This window comes from Streptomyces sp. S.PB5 (assembly GCF_030403745.1).
Taxonomy (GTDB): domain Bacteria; phylum Actinomycetota; class Actinomycetes; order Streptomycetales; family Streptomycetaceae; genus Streptomyces.
In genome coordinates this window covers 35,168-49,302 of record NZ_JAQMWP010000033.1, presented here as the reverse complement: position 1 = coordinate 49,302, position 14,135 = coordinate 35,168, and the positions used below count along the sequence as shown (strand labels likewise).

14 protein-coding genes are annotated in these 14,135 nt (G+C 73.1%); 4 read left to right on the top strand and 10 right to left on the bottom strand.

Going from position 1 to position 14,135, the window contains the following annotated elements; translation table 11 throughout:
- Positions 1 to 23: 23 nt before the first annotated feature.
- Complete coding sequence (locus PH203_RS46555; RefSeq protein ID WP_289928735.1) at positions 24 to 281, top strand: hypothetical protein; 258 nt, start codon at positions 24 to 26, stop codon at positions 279 to 281.
- A gap of 34 nt (positions 282 to 315) precedes the next feature.
- On the opposite strand, the gene PH203_RS46550 is transcribed toward PH203_RS46555, so the two are convergent.
- The 5 genes from PH203_RS46550 to PH203_RS46530 all read right to left on the bottom strand — a co-directional run bounded on the left by PH203_RS46550 (position 316) and on the right by PH203_RS46530 (position 6,049).
- Entirely contained in the window at positions 316 to 1,332 is a 1,017-nt protein-coding gene (locus PH203_RS46550; RefSeq protein ID WP_289928734.1) for a nitroreductase family protein, read from the bottom strand.
- A 309-nt stretch (positions 1,333 to 1,641) separates the two neighbouring features.
- Complete coding sequence (locus PH203_RS46545) at positions 1,642 to 1,914, bottom strand: SHOCT domain-containing protein (protein WP_289928732.1); 273 nt, start codon at positions 1,912 to 1,914, stop codon at positions 1,642 to 1,644.
- A 125-nt stretch (positions 1,915 to 2,039) separates the two neighbouring features.
- On the bottom strand, positions 2,040 to 4,409 hold the full coding sequence (locus PH203_RS46540) for a glycosyl hydrolase family 65 protein (protein ID WP_289928730.1): 2,370 nt from the start codon (positions 4,407 to 4,409) through the stop codon (positions 2,040 to 2,042).
- Positions 4,406 to 5,179 (bottom strand): HAD-IA family hydrolase, encoded by a 774-nt coding sequence (locus PH203_RS46535; protein WP_289928728.1) that lies wholly within the window; start codon positions 5,177 to 5,179, stop codon positions 4,406 to 4,408. Before PH203_RS46535 ends, PH203_RS46540 begins: the two co-directional genes overlap by 4 nt.
- Positions 5,180 to 5,182: 3 nt before the next feature.
- The gene (locus PH203_RS46530) at positions 5,183 to 6,049 is read right to left on the bottom strand and encodes a universal stress protein (protein WP_289928755.1); all 867 of its coding nucleotides are present in this window, start codon (positions 6,047 to 6,049) and stop codon (positions 5,183 to 5,185) included.
- A 272-nt stretch (positions 6,050 to 6,321) separates the two neighbouring features.
- On the opposite strand from PH203_RS46530, the gene PH203_RS46525 reads away from it, so the two are divergent.
- The gene (locus tag PH203_RS46525) at positions 6,322 to 6,549 is read left to right on the top strand and encodes a hypothetical protein (RefSeq protein WP_289928727.1); all 228 of its coding nucleotides are present in this window, start codon (positions 6,322 to 6,324) and stop codon (positions 6,547 to 6,549) included.
- A gap of 47 nt (positions 6,550 to 6,596) precedes the next feature.
- Here the strand turns inward: PH203_RS46525 and PH203_RS46520 are convergent, their stop codons facing one another.
- From PH203_RS46520 to PH203_RS46510, 3 genes are all read right to left on the bottom strand, one after another.
- Positions 6,597 to 6,956: a metalloregulator ArsR/SmtB family transcription factor gene (locus PH203_RS46520; protein WP_289928726.1), complete on the bottom strand. Its 360-nt coding sequence runs from the start codon at positions 6,954 to 6,956 to the stop codon at positions 6,597 to 6,599.
- Between the two features lie 209 nt (positions 6,957 to 7,165).
- Entirely contained in the window at positions 7,166 to 7,540 is a 375-nt protein-coding gene (locus tag PH203_RS46515; protein ID WP_289928725.1) for a hypothetical protein, read from the bottom strand.
- Between the two features lie 237 nt (positions 7,541 to 7,777).
- The gene (locus tag PH203_RS46510; RefSeq protein WP_289928723.1) at positions 7,778 to 8,011 is read right to left on the bottom strand and encodes a hypothetical protein; all 234 of its coding nucleotides are present in this window, start codon (positions 8,009 to 8,011) and stop codon (positions 7,778 to 7,780) included.
- A 317-nt stretch (positions 8,012 to 8,328) separates the two neighbouring features.
- Between PH203_RS46510 and PH203_RS46505 the strand changes: the two genes are divergently transcribed.
- Positions 8,329 to 9,297 (top strand): GerMN domain-containing protein, encoded by a 969-nt coding sequence (locus PH203_RS46505; RefSeq protein WP_289928720.1) that lies wholly within the window; start codon positions 8,329 to 8,331, stop codon positions 9,295 to 9,297.
- 383 nt (positions 9,298 to 9,680) lie between these two features.
- Positions 9,681 to 10,382, top strand: coding sequence for a response regulator transcription factor (locus PH203_RS46500; protein WP_289928718.1), 702 nt, complete (start codon positions 9,681 to 9,683; stop codon positions 10,380 to 10,382).
- A 28-nt stretch (positions 10,383 to 10,410) separates the two neighbouring features.
- Here PH203_RS46500 and PH203_RS46495 read toward each other — a convergent pair whose 3' ends face one another.
- Positions 10,411 to 13,122: a cation-translocating P-type ATPase gene (locus tag PH203_RS46495; RefSeq protein WP_289928716.1), complete on the bottom strand. Its 2,712-nt coding sequence runs from the start codon at positions 13,120 to 13,122 to the stop codon at positions 10,411 to 10,413.
- Positions 13,119 to 13,916: a universal stress protein gene (locus PH203_RS46490; protein ID WP_289928715.1), complete on the bottom strand. Its 798-nt coding sequence runs from the start codon at positions 13,914 to 13,916 to the stop codon at positions 13,119 to 13,121. Before PH203_RS46490 ends, PH203_RS46495 begins: the two co-directional genes overlap by 4 nt.
- Between the last annotated feature and the right edge of the window lie 219 nt (positions 13,917 to 14,135).

Genomic DNA, 14,135 nt, shown 5'->3' with positions numbered 1-14,135 from the left:
CCTCGTTCATGGGAGCCGTCGTCATGGTTGCCGTAGCACTCGTGCTTCTCCTGCTCATCCTGGCCGGAGCCTTGTACGACACGGCCCGTCTGCCGACGTCGACGGGGAGCCGTCACGCGCTGCGGCCCCGACGCCGGCGGCATGGCGCCGTGCTCGAGGACGCCGAGCGCCGGCTGGTGAGGCAGCGGTTGCGCGGACGGATCGACGCGGTCACCTACCGGAAGCGGATGCGCGCCCTCGCCGAGGGCGAGCACAGGCCGAGCACGAGACGACACGGATGACCGGACCGGCCGGGATCACCACACCGGCCAGAACTCAGCCGGCACCGGGGCGCACGAAGTCGAGCACGTCCGCCACCGGGCGGCGGGGCGTGGCCGGACCCCTCGGCCCGTATCCCAGGCGCAGCACCATCTGCACATGGCCCGTTCCCGACACCGGGTCACGGGTCAGCGTGCGCAGATCGGGCTCCTCCAGTGCGTGGGAGGTCAGGGAGGTGGCCAGGTCCGCCAGGGTGGCTTCCAGAAGCACGTGTTCCAGCGCCTGCCCGGCGCGCAGCCAGTCAGCCGGCCCGTCGCCGGGGGTGCTCAGCACGGCCAGCTGCGGGGTGTGCTCGAAGGCGGTGGTGCCCCGGTCTGCCACCGGTCGCCGGCCGGCGAAGTCTCGTACCGGAGCCTTGCCGTCGCGTCGGCGCGGCCCGAAGGCGTACTCGGGAACACCGTCCACGGCGATGTCGGCCTCCGGTCCGAGGCGGGTCCAGCGATCCAGGTCCTCGCGGGCGACGGGGTCGAGGGCGTCGCGGTCCTCCGCGTCCTGGACCAGTTCGAGGAGCGTCTCGATGTGCCAGGGGCCCGGGAAGTGCAGCGCGGCGCCCTCCTGTGACGCCGCGTCCCGCAGGGCGACCCGGACGTCCTCGGGGATGTCCTTGTCCGCGAAGGGGTGGCGGCTGGTGTGCCGGTCACGGATCGCCGGGTGCAGCCGCTCCAGGTCGTCCTGCTCGTGCTGCGGGGAGCGTGCGGTGGGGCTGTCCAGGTGAACGGCGGCCAGGAGGAGCGGGTCCTGCGGCTCCGGCAGCAGTCGGATCTCCGGGACGAGGCCGGCGTGGGCAGCGGCCACGCGGAGGTTGAAGAGCGCCGCCCCGCAGCCCAGGTGCAGCGCGCGGTTGCCGGGGTCGGACCTGGGCATGGCTCGCGTCAGATCGGCGTACATCCGCAGCAGACCCTCGCCGATGTCGAAGCGGAAACGCCAGGGCTGTGCGTTGTGCATCGAAGGAGCCGCCACGGCCTCGGCGACCAGCTTCGTCACCGTGTTCTCGTCGAGCCGTCGTGCGCTCATCGTGTCCTCCTCGCCCACAGCCGACAACCGTTCCGCAAGACCCTCACCGTCCCCCGAACAGGGCCGGTCGTCTCTCTCGTCCCCTCTGCCACGGAGCGATCCTTGGATCAGGCGCGGACGTCGGTATCGGCACCGTGAGGGGCTCCCCCGTCCCCACCGGAACGGCGTCCGCGCCAGGGGGACGGCCCTCGCCGGGCCGCGGTCGTGCGTGGGTCGTCGACCGTGTGTCCGTGCCGTTCGCAGGCGCGGGCACGTCCCCCGCTCGGCGACGCACGCCCACCGGAGCACCCGAGCACCCGAGCATCGCGGTCAGTGTTCGATGAGCCCGATGCCGTCCGCGCGCAGCACAGCCAGCCGGCGCCGGTACTCCTCCTCGTCGATCTCCCCGCGGGCGAAACGTTCGGCGAGCAGCCGCTCGGGGGACTCGCGGTGCGGGGTCTCCCGGTGCGGGGGCTCTGGCGTGCGGTTGAAGGTGCGGAAGAGAAGCACGGCGACGGTGATCAGCAGCGCCCAGAGCAGGACCGTGCCGATCGACATCGCGAACCAGTCCCAGCCGTTCATGTCGTGATCGTTCCAGTACATCGCAGGCTCCTTCGCGCCGAGAGCCGCCTTCGGGGCTTTCTCAGCATCAGCCTCATCCCCGTGCACGGCCGGCGAGAAGGGGCCGTCGGGTCCCCGACAGGGTCCGTTCGGCCCCGGTTCGCCGGTCAGTCCGGGAGCAGCAGCCGCACCGTCTCCCCCGGCGGCAGGCTCACCGTCCGGTCGGGCAGCCGCAGGTCGATCGGCGAGGCGTCCGAGACCGGTACGGCGATCTCCAGCCGCTCGTACTCCAGGCGCAGCCGTACCCCCCAGTGCCCCTGGTAGCGCAGGGCGAAGCCGTACGAGGAGAGCTCCGGCAGCGGCACCGGGTCGAGCCGGAGGGCGCCGCCCCGGGTCTCCAGTCCGGTCAGTCCGCGCTGCACGAGATCGAGGGTGCCGGCCATCGCGCCGAGGTGGATGCCCTCGCCGGTGGTGCCGCCCTGGATGTCGGCGATGTCCCCTCGCAGGGCCTCCTGGCAGAACTTCCAAGCCTCCGCCCGCCGGGCCCGGGCCAGCACCCAGCCGTGGACGAGGCCACTGAGGGTGGAGCCGTGGCTGGTGCGGTGCAGATAGTGGTCGACGGTGCGCCGCCAGGTGTCCTCGTCGAGGCGGTACCCCAACCGGCGGAACAGCGACCGGAGTTCGGCGGGTGAGAACAGATAGCCGAGCATCAGGACATCGGCCTGCTTGGACGCCTGGTAGCGGTTGACGCTGTCGCCCTCCGCCTCCAGGATCCGGTCCAGGCGCCGGATGTCGCCGTACCGGGCGCGGTAGCCCGCCCAGTCGAGCTCGGCGAGCTCGCCGTAGCCGTCGAACTGGCTGATGACGTCGGTGTGGAACGGAATGTGGAGGGTGCGGGAGACGTCCTCCCACAGTTCGAGCTCGCCGCCGTCCAGCCCGGTGCGCTCGACGAGTTCGCGGTGGCGCGGCTCCGGCAGGGAGCGCAGCAGCTCCAGGGTGCGGGCGAGCACCCAGGCGGCCGTCACATTGGTGTAGGCGTTGTCGTCGAGGCCCGGCTCCTTCGCGTCGGGGTAGGCCTCGTGGTACTCGTCGGGGCCGACCACGCCCCTGATGCGGTGCCGGCCCAGAGTCTCGTCGTAGACGGCCGAGTCCGCCCAGAAGCGGGCGATCTGCAGGAGCATCTCGGCGCCCTTGGTGTGCAGGAACTCCGTGTCCCCGCTGGCCTCGCAGTACTGCCACACGTTGTAGGCGATCGCCGAGCCGACGTGGTGCTGCAGGTGGGAGTGGTCGGGCAGCCAGCGTCCCGAGCGCGGGTTGAGATGGAGCTGCTGGGTTTCCTCTCGGCCGTCGCTGCCGCTCTGCCAGGGGTACATGGCACCCCGGCGGCCGGCCGACCGGGCTGCGGTGCAGGCCTGCTCCAGGCGCCGGTGGCGGTAGCGGAGCAGGGCGCGGGAGACCTCGGGGAAGTGCAGGTTCAGATAGGGCAGGACGAACAGTTCGTCCCAGAAGACATGGCCGCGGTAGGCCTCGCCGTGCAGTCCCCGGGCGGGTACGCCGACGTCGAGGTCGGCGGTGTGCGGGGAGAGGGTCTGCAGGACGTGGAAGAGGTGCAGGCGCAGGATGCGGCCAGCCTCCCCGGGGACGTCGAGGTCGGCCCGGCGCCAGAGCTGGTCCCAGGCGGTGAGGTGGGTCTCCAGCAGTTCGTCGAAGCCGGGGGCCCGGCCGACCCGGTCGACGGCGGCGTTCAGCGGGTCGCTGATCGCCGGGTCGCGGGAGGTGTGCAGGGCGACGGTCTTGTCGACGGTGGAAGTGCTGCCCGGCATCAGGTCGAGGGTCATCTGCTGGACGGCGCGCGGGAGTTCGTGCCGCACGGTGAGCGGCGCGTCGGCGGTGAGCCGGGCCGCCATGCCGATGCGGATGTCCGAGGTGCGGGTGCGGCAGCGCAGCCACACCGTGTCCGGGGCGGCGGTGCCGGTGTGCACATGGGTCAGGTGCCGGCCGTCCAGGTCCCGGTAGCGTGCGACGCCGGAGTTGGTGACGCCGCCGTCGAGGGCCGCCTCGACCTCCAGCGGCCCGGAGAACCCCTCAGCGGTGAACTCGGTGCGCAGGGCCGCCAGATGAGGATCGGCCAGGTGCACGAGCCGCTGCTGACGCACGGTCAGTGCGCGTCCCTCACCGAGGTCGTAGCGGGTGCGGCGCTCCAGCATCCCCGCGGACAGATGCAGCGTCTGCCGGTGGTCCAGGACGGTCGCGGTGTCGGGGGTGAGCCATGGCCCGCCGGGCCGCCGGAAACGCAGGGGCAACCAGTCGGGAACGTTGACCATGTCCTCGTTCTCGACCTGCCGTCCGGCCACCTCGGAGGTGAGCCGGTTGTAGCAGCCCGCTACATAGGTACCGGGGTAGTGCACTTCGTCGGCGCCGCACTCCGGCAGCGCCCCTCGCGTGGCGAAGCACCCGTTGCCCAGGGTGCACAGCGACTCCCGCAGCCGTTCGTCGGCGGGCACGTAGCCCTCGTACTCCCAGGTCCATCCGGTCACTTCGCCTCTCCTCCCGCGACCAGTTCCCCGAGATCGCGTACGACGATGTCGGCGCCGTGCCGTAGCAGCCGTTCCGCGGTGTCGTCACCCGCGGCCCGGTCCACCCCGATCACCAGGCCGAACCCGCCGCGGCGGCCGGCCTCGACGCCCGCGAGCGCGTCCTCGGCGACGGCGGCCCGGCGGGCGGGGACATGGAGCCGCCGGACCGCCTCCAGGAACAGGTCGGGCTCCGGCTTGCCCGCGAGGCCGAGGCGCGCCGCCTCGCCGCCGTCGACGAGGAGGTCGAAGAGGTTGAGTACCCCGGCCAGACTCAGCAATTCACCGGCGTGCCGGGAGGCGGAGGCCGCCGCGCAGGGCACGCCCGCGCGGCGCAGGGCCAGCACCAGCCGCACCGTGCCCGGGTACGCGTCGACGCCGTGCTTGCGCAGCCGCTCGGTGAACAGGCGCTCCTTCTCCTCGGCGACGGCGCGCACCGTACCGGGCGAGGGATCGAGGCCGCGTGCGGTGAGGAAGGCGGCGGCGCCGTCGAGGCGGGACCTGCCGTCCACGTGGCGCAGATAGTCGTCCCGTACGTCGAACGGGCGGCGCATCTCCGGGTCCGCGGGCGGGTGGATGCGCAGGTGAGCGTCGAACGCCGTCTTCCACGCGGCGGCGTGCACCTGTGCCGAGTCGGTGATCACTCCGTCGGTGTCGAACACGACGGCACGCACGTCCCGCAGGATCGCCGCGAGCGGCGGGCGGGGTGTCTCGGGGGCGGGGGGCCGGCGCATGGGTCACACCTCTTCGGGGACGACGGCGACGGGGCAGTCCGCGTGATGCAGCAGCGTGTGGGCCACGCGGCCGAGCTGGAAGCCGTGGTGACCGTGGCGGCGCCGGGCTCCGACGACCAGCAGGTCGGCGCCGCCCGACCTGGCGAGCAGCACCTTGGGTGCGGGGCCTTCGGCGGTGGTGCGGCGCACCCGGACCGCGGGATGGTCCGCGGCCGCCTCGTACAGCGCGCTGTCCAGCTGCTCCGACGCCTGGCGCTCGTGCTGATGCGCCGGGTTCCCGGCGAGGAGGGGATGCTGCATCGGCTCACGGGCGGAGCGGCGCCAGGCACGTACGGCGTCCAGCATGCACCCGCGGGTCTCGGCCTCCTGGAACGCGAACCGCACCGCCTCGCCACCGCGCGCGGACTCCCCCACGCCCAACAGAATCCGCCCGTGGTCGCCCGTGGTGTCACCCCGGACCACGATCACGGGGCAGCGCGCCCGTCCGGCCACGGCCGGCGAGACCGAGCCGAGCAGCAGTTCGGTCAGTCCTCCACGGTCCCGCGCTCCGGTCACCAGGGAGAAGGCATGGTGCCCCTCGTGCAGCAGTGCGTCGACCGCCTCCTCGGCAGCGACCTCCGTGGCGACCTTGAGGTCGGGTGCGCGCCGCCGGGCACGTGCTGCCGCGATGTCGAGGAGGTTCTCGGCCCTGACCTGTTCGTACGGCGGGTCGCCGTCCTCGGGCGGCACGGCTCCCTCGTAGCGCTCCCACAGCGATGCGTGCACGAGCCGCAGGGGCAGTCCGCGGCGGGCCGCTTCGTCCGCCGCCCAGTCGACGGCCACGAGGCTCTCGTCGGATCCGTCGACACCCACGACCAGGGGCAGCTCCATCGTCCCCACCGCCTTTCGTCGGACCGCACGGCTGTACGGCACGGGGGCTCCCTCTCCACGGTCTCATCACCGCCCCTCCGAGTGCAGAGACGGTTGGTCCCCCGTCCGGGCCCGTTCGGCCCCTGGGCCGCACGGCCGCGGCGACGGACGCTTGAACCGGGGCCCGCAGCGGACGGTGCTCATCTCATCCGGCCACTCGGCACCCTGTGTCCGGCCGGGCCACGGCGACTGGCGGCTCCGGCGTGGCAGGCAGCTTTCGGGGGAGGTCGGTCATGGTTCCGCTCATACTCATCGGCGCGGTCGTGGTGGGTGCGTGCATGGTGTTCGGTTACAGCTCGTTGGTCGTCGGCTTCGTGCTCATGGTCGCCGGCGTGATCGGTCTCATCGCGTTCATGTCCACGACCGGCATGGTCCAGCGCCCCGGTGAACGGGGGACGGTCATCGAGGAACGGCACTACATCGGTGACACTCCCCGCGAAGATCACCGCCACCGGACCTGAGATCCGCAGCGCGGGCCGATGCTCAAGGCCGTGTGGGTCATGTCCCCTCACGTGTTGGTGTGCAGGGGCTGGGGAGGTGCGTCGGCCTGCTGGAGTTCGGCGAGGAGTTCGTTCTGGCCGGTGAGGAGTTCGGTGAGGATGCGGCGGGCGGCGCGCAGGAGTTCGGCGACATCGCCCCCGGCGAGCGCGTAGCGGACGGTGGAGCCCTCCCTCATGGAGACGACGATGCCGGAGCGCCGCAGCACGGCCAGCTGTTGCGACAGGTTCGACGGCTCGATCTCGATGTCGGCCAGCAGGTCCCGTACGGACACCGGACCGTGCTGGAGGAGTTCCAGCACCCGGATGCGCACAGGGTGTCCGAGCATGCGGAAGAACTCCGCCTTGACCTGGTAGAGGGGGGCCTGCATGTCTGCTCGCTCCTGGTCGGGTGGGTGGGAATGCGGCCGCTGTGGTGCGGCGGCGTCCGGGGAGGCCGCCGCACCACAGCGGCCGCCCTCGGATGCCGATCCTTCACGCCGCGGCCCCGCCGCGACCGCACATTGGAACCATGCTGATGTGGTGACTTGAAGAAGTCTTCACATCATGGGCGTGCGTGGCTCCGCGGATCCCGCCCGGGCTAGATCTCGATCGCCTCCTCGACGCGCTTGAGCTGGTGACGGGCCATGGCCAGGTTCGAGCGGGCTTTGTCCAGGACGAGGTAGAGGAACAGTCCGTTGCCGGTACGGCCGGTGACCAGGCGGATCAGGTGGTACTGCTTGTCCAGCGTGATCAGGATGTCCTCGATCCGGCCCTTGAGGCCGAGTTGCTCCATGGTGCGCACCTTGGCCCGGATGACATCGGTGTTGCCGGCCGCGGCGACGGTCAGGTCCAGGTCCTTGTTGCCGCCGAGCGTGCCCAGCGCCATTCCGCTGGTGTAGTCGACGACGGCGGCCCCCATCGCCCCCTCGACTCCGGCCATCATCTCCTTCAGCGACACTTCCACATTCGCCACAGCGCCTCCCTTTGCGTGCCGTTGTTGCGGGCCGGTGCTGCCGGCCCGTCTCGGTGCCCGGACCCTACGCACGCCTCCGGCGGCTCAGGAGAGAGTCTTTGGGACTGACCTCTGACGACCGAACAACGGCACGAGTGGACCGTTCGATGGGCGGAAGTGCCATGCGTGGCCAAGGAGTTGACACAGCGACCGCAACCCGCGTCCGTCGCGCCCGCGAACGCGGTTCCGCCTCCGCGGTCAGGCGGCCGCCGTCCCGGCGGGCCTGGACGGACGCCGCGCGGGCAGGTCCGAGGGCGAAGGACCGGCCGGTGGCACGGACGGCATCTGCGCCGCGGGCCTTCGGACACACCGGCGCGCCGCTCGCAGCTCCAGGACGTCCCGGACGGCCGAACGGGCGAACGCCACGCCCATCGCCGCCACCAGCAGCGCCGCGAACCGCTCCCAGAGCTCCCGTGCCGGACGCGTGACCACGGTCCTCACTCTCCTCAGACCTGAATCCTCCCCCTCCCTTCCATCCAACCCCGCGCCAAGACGCCAGGCATGAGCCGACAGGACCGGACACGGCACCGCGACGGTCCCTCAACGGCCCGCCCCCACAGGGCCGGTCGGCCCACGCCACCCAGGACATCGGAGCCGGCGATCATGAGCCGGGCCCGCCCGAGGCCCCGGTCACCCGGCGTCCGAACGGCCCTTGACGGAACGGCCGTTCGGCCCACGGTCCGGAGCCGTCCAGACACTGCAGGACGGCTGCGAGGAGCGGTTCGCTGGAAGTGCCGGAGGAGGTAGCCATGTCCAGCGAAACACCGCCCGCCCGCCGACCTCACCCCGCCGTGCTCACCACTGCGCTGGCGCTCCCGCTGCTCGCGATCGCCGCGTGCGGCACCGGGCCGGGAGCCTCGGACGGCACGACGCAACCCTCGTCCCCGCCGCGCGACTCAGCCACGTCGGGCGGCACTTCGGGCACTCCCGCGCCGCCCGCGTCCACGCCCCCGGCGACGACCGCACCGCCTGCCCCGACCGGCGGCTCCGACGGCTCGGCGGCGCCGAAAGTCCGTACGGCCGTGTACTTCCTGCACGGCGAGAAGATCTCTGCCGCCCCTCGCACGGTCACGGCGCCCGCGACCGCGACCGCGGCGGTGCGCGCCCTGCTGGCCGGTCCCAGCCGCGCCGAAAGCCGCCACGCCCGCACCACGGCCGTCCCGGCCGGCACCGAGCTGCGCTCCGTCGTGATCCGGGACCGTGTGGCCACCGTCGACCTGTCCGGCCGCTACGACGACGGGGGCGGCAGTCTGTCGATGCGGGCACGGCTGGCCCAGGTCGTGTTCACCGTGACCCGCTTCCCGACGGTGGACAAGGTCGCCTTCGAGATCGAGGGCGAGCCGGTGAAGCACTTCGGCGGAGAAGGCGTCGTGCTGAACGCTCCCGTCGGCCGGGCGGACTTCGAGGATCTCTCCCCCGCCGTCCTGGTCGAGTCCCCGATGACCGGGGACACCGTCCGCACCCCGCTGCGGGTGTGGGGCAGCGCCGACACCTTCGAGGCCGAGTTCCGTCTGAAGGTCACCGACGTCACCGGACGCACCGCCGCGGACGTCCAGGTGAGGGCGACGTCCGGCACCGGCACACGCGGCACCTTCGACGTGACCTTCCCCTACAAGGCCGCCCGTGGCGGGGCGGGCCTCCTCACGGCGTACTTCATCTCGCCCGAGGACGGCCGGCCCGTGACCGTCGACACCGTGCCGCTGACCGTGAACCGCTGACACCGGCCGGCGGCACGAAGAACCCCGGCGCGCACACCGCGCCGGGGATCGCCCACGCCCCGGCCCTTCGGACCTCGGGTCCCGCCATCAGCCCTTGCCGGGGCGGCGCCGGTCACGGCCCGGCCGCAGGGCGGAAGGACCAGGACGACGATGGCCGGGACCACCGGCGGCACCAGGGGCAGCCCTACGTTCCCGTCCGGCGCCGGCACTGTCTCGGGCCCCACCGTCGAGAAGCGGCGAGGCACAATGAGAACGGGGTCGGCACGGCGGTCCCGGTGGATCAGGTGGGGCCGGCCGGCCCTGGTGCGTCCGGCCCGGGCGCGTGACGATCGGCGTCAGGGGCGGCCCGCAGTCCGCCACCGACCGGGGATCGAGGGGTCGAGATGACCGAGGAACCCGCATTCACGGCGCAGGATCCGATCCGCGTCTTCCTGCTCGACGACCACGAGGTCGTACGCCGCGGGGTGGCCGACCTGCTGGACGCCGAGGCGGACATCAGCGTGGTGGGCGACGCCGAGAACGCCGAGCACGCGCTCCTGCGGGCACCGACGGTGCGCCCGCACGTGGCCGTCCTGGACGTTCGGCTGCCGGACGGCGACGGCATCACCGTCTGCCGCGAACTGCGCAGCCGGATGCCGGGACTCGCCGTGCTGATGCTGACCTCGTTCGACGACGAGGACGCGCTGCTGGACGCCATCATGGCCGGGGCCTCGGGCTATGTGCTCAAGCAGATCAGGGGATCCGACCTGGTCTCGGCGGTCCGCACGGTCGCCTCCGGAAAGTCCCTGCTCGACCCGGCCGCCACGGCCCGGCTGATGCACTCCCTGCGCGCCGAGCCCGCTCAGCCCGCCCAGGTCCCGCCCGAGCCGGCGAACCTGTCCCCGCGGGAGCGGGAGATCCTCGCGCTGGTCGGCGACGGCCTGACCAACCGCGAGATCGGCGGCCGGCTGTATCTGTCGGAGAAGACCGTCAAGAACCACATCTCGCGGCTGCTGGCCAAGCTCGGCGTACAGCGCCGGGTACAGGCCGCGGTGCTCGCCACGCATCTCCAGCAGCCCGTGGCCGAGGGCCGTCCCGTGCGGTGAGGCACCACGCAGGCCGCAGGACCGCAGGTCACCGGCGGCTCCGGGTCGTGTGCCGCCGCACTGCACGCGCCACCAGTTCGACCAGCAGCACCGTGGATGCCGTCCCCAGGCACAGCGCCCACTGGACGGCGTCCAGGGGCTGCGTCCCGAAGACGGTGCGCGCCCACGGCAGGTGCACGGCCAGGGCCTGCACCGCGAGGACGGCCGCCAGGCACAGCCACAGCGTCCGGTTGCGGAGCTGGTGGCGGCCCAGCAGCGGGCCGTCGTCCGCACGGGCGTTGAGCGAGTTGAACAGCTGGAACAGGACGAACGTGGTGAACGCCATGGTCAGCGCGGTGTCCGTGCCCACCCGATCCCGGGCCAGGGCCAGCACCGTCAGCGTGCCCAGGGCCATGACCGCGCCGGCCCGGCCGATGGCCAGCAGGCGGCGGGTGTCCAGGATGCGTTCGCCCGGGTCGCGCGGCGGATGGCGCATCACGTCGTCGCGGGCGGGGTCGACGGCCAGGGCCATGGCGGGCGGGCCGTCCATGATGATGTTGATCCACAGGAGCTGGGCCGCCGTCAGCGGGGCGGGCAGACCGGCCAGGGAGGCGCCCAGCAGGGTGAGGATGGCGCCGATGTTGGTGGCCAGCTGGAAGCGGACGAACTTGACGATGTTGTCGTAGATGGCCCGGCCCTCGCGCACCGCCCGCACGATGGTGGAGAAGTCGTCGTCGGTGAGCACCATGTCGGCGGCTTCCTTGGCGACATCCGTCCCCGTGCGGCCCATCGCCACCCCGATGTGTGCGGCCCGCAGTGCCGGCGCGTCGTTGACGCCGTCACCGGTCATGGCGACGATGTGGCCCCGGCCGGACAGCGCCCGCACGATGACGACCTTGTGCTCCGGGGCGACCCGGGCGAACACTCCGATGCCGTCGATGCGGGCGGAGAGTTCGTCCTCCGTCATGCGGTCCAGTTCGGCGCCGGTCACCACCTCGCCGTCGATGTCCAGTTCGCGGGCGATGGCCGCCGCGGTGGCGGCGTGGTCGCCGGTGATCATCTTGACGGCGACCCCGGCGGAGCGGCACAGCGCCATCGCGTCGCGGGCCTGCGGGCGGGGCGGGTCGGCGATCCCGGCGACGGACACCAGGGTCAGTCCGGGCAGCGCGGCCGGGTCGGGCGGGCCGTCCAGCCGTGCGGTGGCCGCGCCCAGGACCCGCAGTCCCGAGCTGCCCAGGCGCGAGGTGATGTCGAGGATCTCGGCCCGGCGCCGGTCGTCGAGGGCGCGCACACCGTCCTCGGCCGTGACCTCGGTGCACAGGTCCAGGAGCACGTCCACCGCGCCCTTGACGTGGACCCGGGTGCCGCCGTCGGGCTCGGCGTGGAAGGTGGCCATGTACTTGGCTGCGGCATCGAAGGGCACCTCGGCCGTCCGGGGTGTCTCGCTGCGCAGCAGGTCGGCGTCGATGCCGACCTTCGCGGCGAGCACCACCAGCGCGGCCTCCGTCGGGTCGCCGACGAAGCCGTCGCCGGTGAGGTGCGCGTCGTTGCAGGCGGCGAACGGCAGTACCGCGTCGAGGAGTTGACCGGAGCGCCCTTCGGCACCGGACACGGTGCCCTGGGTTCCGTAGCCCTCGCCCGTGACGTCGTGGAGCCGTCCGCCGGTCCACAGGGCCCGTACGGTCATCTCGTTGAGGGTCAGGGTGCCGGTCTTGTCGCTGCACACGACGGTCGCCGAGCCGAGGGACTCCACGGAGGCCAGGCGCTTGACGATGGCCCCGCGGCGGGCCATGCGGTACACACCGAGCGCGAGGGTCAGGGCCAGGACGGCGGGCAGCCCTTCGGGGATCGCCGCGACGGCGAGCGCCACGGCCCGCAGGGCGAGGTCCGTCAGGCCTTCGCCGCGGACGAGCGCGACGAGCGCGTAGGCGGCGACCGCGACACCGCTCAGCAGGGCGAGCCGCCGGCCGAGGCTGTCCAGCTGCACCTGGAGCGGACTGGGCGGCTCGGTCCCGGTACGCAGTTCCTCGGCGATCGCGCCCAGTTCGGTGCGCATGCCGGTGGCCGTGACGACGATCTCGGCGCGGCCCCGGGTCACGGCCGTGTTCATGAACAGCATGCCGGTGCGCTCGGCGAGCGGCAGAGGGGCAGTGCCGTCCGGGGCCTCGGTGGTCTTGGCGACAGGCTGGGACTCGCCGGTCAGGGCCGCCTCGGCGACCTCCACCGACTCCGCGACGACGAGCCGTCCGTCGGCGGGCACCCGGTCGCCCGCCTCCAGCAGGACCACGTCCCCGGGGACCAGGGTGTGGGCCTCGACCACCCGTTCCTCGCCGTCGCGGCGGACCCGGGTGGTCGGCACCAGCATCCGGCGCAGCGCCTCCAGGCTGCGTTCGGCCCGTCGCTCCTGGAGATAGCCGAGCACGGCGTTGATCTGCAGGACGACGGTGATGACCACGGCGTCCTTGATGTCGCCGATGGCTCCGGCGACGACGGCCGCGATCAGCAGGATGCCGATGAGCCAGTTCCGGAACTGGTCGAGGAACTTCAGCCACTCCGGCCGCCGGGCCGGCTCGGCCAGTCGGTTGGGGCCGTGGACCGCGGCGCGTTCCGCCGCCGCACGTTCACTCAGGCCGGTCGCCGGGTCCACGCCCAGGCCGGCCGCCACCTGCGCGGCGGTGAGCCGGTACGCGTCCGTCTCGGGGTCCCCGGCGGGGCGGGGCGGCGGCGCAGTCGCGGCCGTCGTCGGTCCGTCCATGGTCATGCCTTCCCTCCGGGCACCACGGCGACGGGGCAGTGCGCGTAGCGCAGTGCCGTCCGGCCTGCCGAGCGCGGCCGCACGCGCGCGCCGTGCCCGCGCCGTCGTACGCCGACCACGACGAGCTGCGCTCCGACGCTCGCCTCGGCGAGACCGCGGCCGACCCGGCGGTGTGTCCGGCGGGTGTGCACGACGACGTCCGGGTACTTCTCGCGCAGGGCGGACAGCGCCCGGGCGGTGCGGGTGCCGCGCGTGTTGAGGACCACCAGGTCCGTGCCGCGTTCGGAGGCCTCGGCGAAGGCGAACTCGGCCGCTTCCCGGAACGCCGGGGAGGCGTCGTCGGCCAGCACGACCGAGCCGCTCCGGGCCGGCCTGCCGCACACCACGAGCACGGGACAGCCGCCCTGGGCGCTCAGCGACCCGGCGACGGACCCGTGCAGCAGACCGCGCAGCCCACTACGGGGGTGACTGCCCAGCACGGCGAGGGACGCGGAGCCCACCTCGAGCTCCAGGACCCTCGAAGGGGCACCGACGAGCACGTCACGGGTGATCTCCAGCCGCGGGGCGACCCGGCGGGCCCGCCATTCGGCGTCGCTGAGGGCCCCGTTGACGAGATCGCGCTGGTCGCCGCCGTCGGGATCCCAGGGCGGTACCCCCGGCGCCACCTGCCCTGGCCGCGGGCCGAAGGCGTGCGCCAGCCTCAGTCCCACACCACGCCGGGCGGCCTCCCGGGCCGCGATCTCCACGGCGGCCAGGCTCGACGGCGATCCGTCCACTCCCACGACGACCGGACCGGTCATGGTCCTCTCCCCTCTCCGGGCGGCCCCGTCCGCGAGGACGGGACGACAGCGGGCACCGCGGGACCGGCCCGTCCGCCGTCACCGGCCGACGGGCCCCGCCGCGCCTCCACGTGTCCAGCCTCCGGCGAGGGCACCCAGGCCCGCACTGGGCCGTCCGGACCTCAAGGGCACACCGTCCGGCCCTCCCCCGGGGCCTGTGCCGCGGGGACCCTGAAGGTG

What these genes read in the sequence shown, in the direction of transcription:
- PH203_RS46545 (WP_289928732.1), bottom strand. Translation starts at nt 1,914, where the DNA reads ATGTACTGGAACGATCACGACATGAACGGCTGGGACTGGTTCGCGATG.
- PH203_RS46495 (WP_289928716.1), bottom strand. Translation starts at nt 13,122, where the DNA reads ATGACCATGGACGGACCGACGACGGCCGCGACTGCGCCGCCGCCCCGC.
- PH203_RS46520 (WP_289928726.1), bottom strand. Translation starts at nt 6,956, where the DNA reads ATGCAGGCCCCCCTCTACCAGGTCAAGGCGGAGTTCTTCCGCATGCTC.
- PH203_RS46555 (WP_289928735.1), top strand. Translation starts at nt 24, where the DNA reads ATGGTTGCCGTAGCACTCGTGCTTCTCCTGCTCATCCTGGCCGGAGCC.
- PH203_RS46530 (WP_289928755.1), bottom strand. Translation starts at nt 6,049, where the DNA reads ATGGAGCTGCCCCTGGTCGTGGGTGTCGACGGATCCGACGAGAGCCTC.
- PH203_RS46550 (WP_289928734.1), bottom strand. Translation starts at nt 1,332, where the DNA reads ATGAGCGCACGACGGCTCGACGAGAACACGGTGACGAAGCTGGTCGCC.
- PH203_RS46490 (WP_289928715.1), bottom strand. Translation starts at nt 13,916, where the DNA reads ATGACCGGTCCGGTCGTCGTGGGAGTGGACGGATCGCCGTCGAGCCTG.
- PH203_RS46505 (WP_289928720.1), top strand. Translation starts at nt 8,329, where the DNA reads ATGTCCAGCGAAACACCGCCCGCCCGCCGACCTCACCCCGCCGTGCTC.
- PH203_RS46525 (WP_289928727.1), top strand. Translation starts at nt 6,322, where the DNA reads ATGGTTCCGCTCATACTCATCGGCGCGGTCGTGGTGGGTGCGTGCATG.
- PH203_RS46535 (WP_289928728.1), bottom strand. Translation starts at nt 5,179, where the DNA reads ATGCGCCGGCCCCCCGCCCCCGAGACACCCCGCCCGCCGCTCGCGGCG.
- PH203_RS46500 (WP_289928718.1), top strand. Translation starts at nt 9,681, where the DNA reads ATGACCGAGGAACCCGCATTCACGGCGCAGGATCCGATCCGCGTCTTC.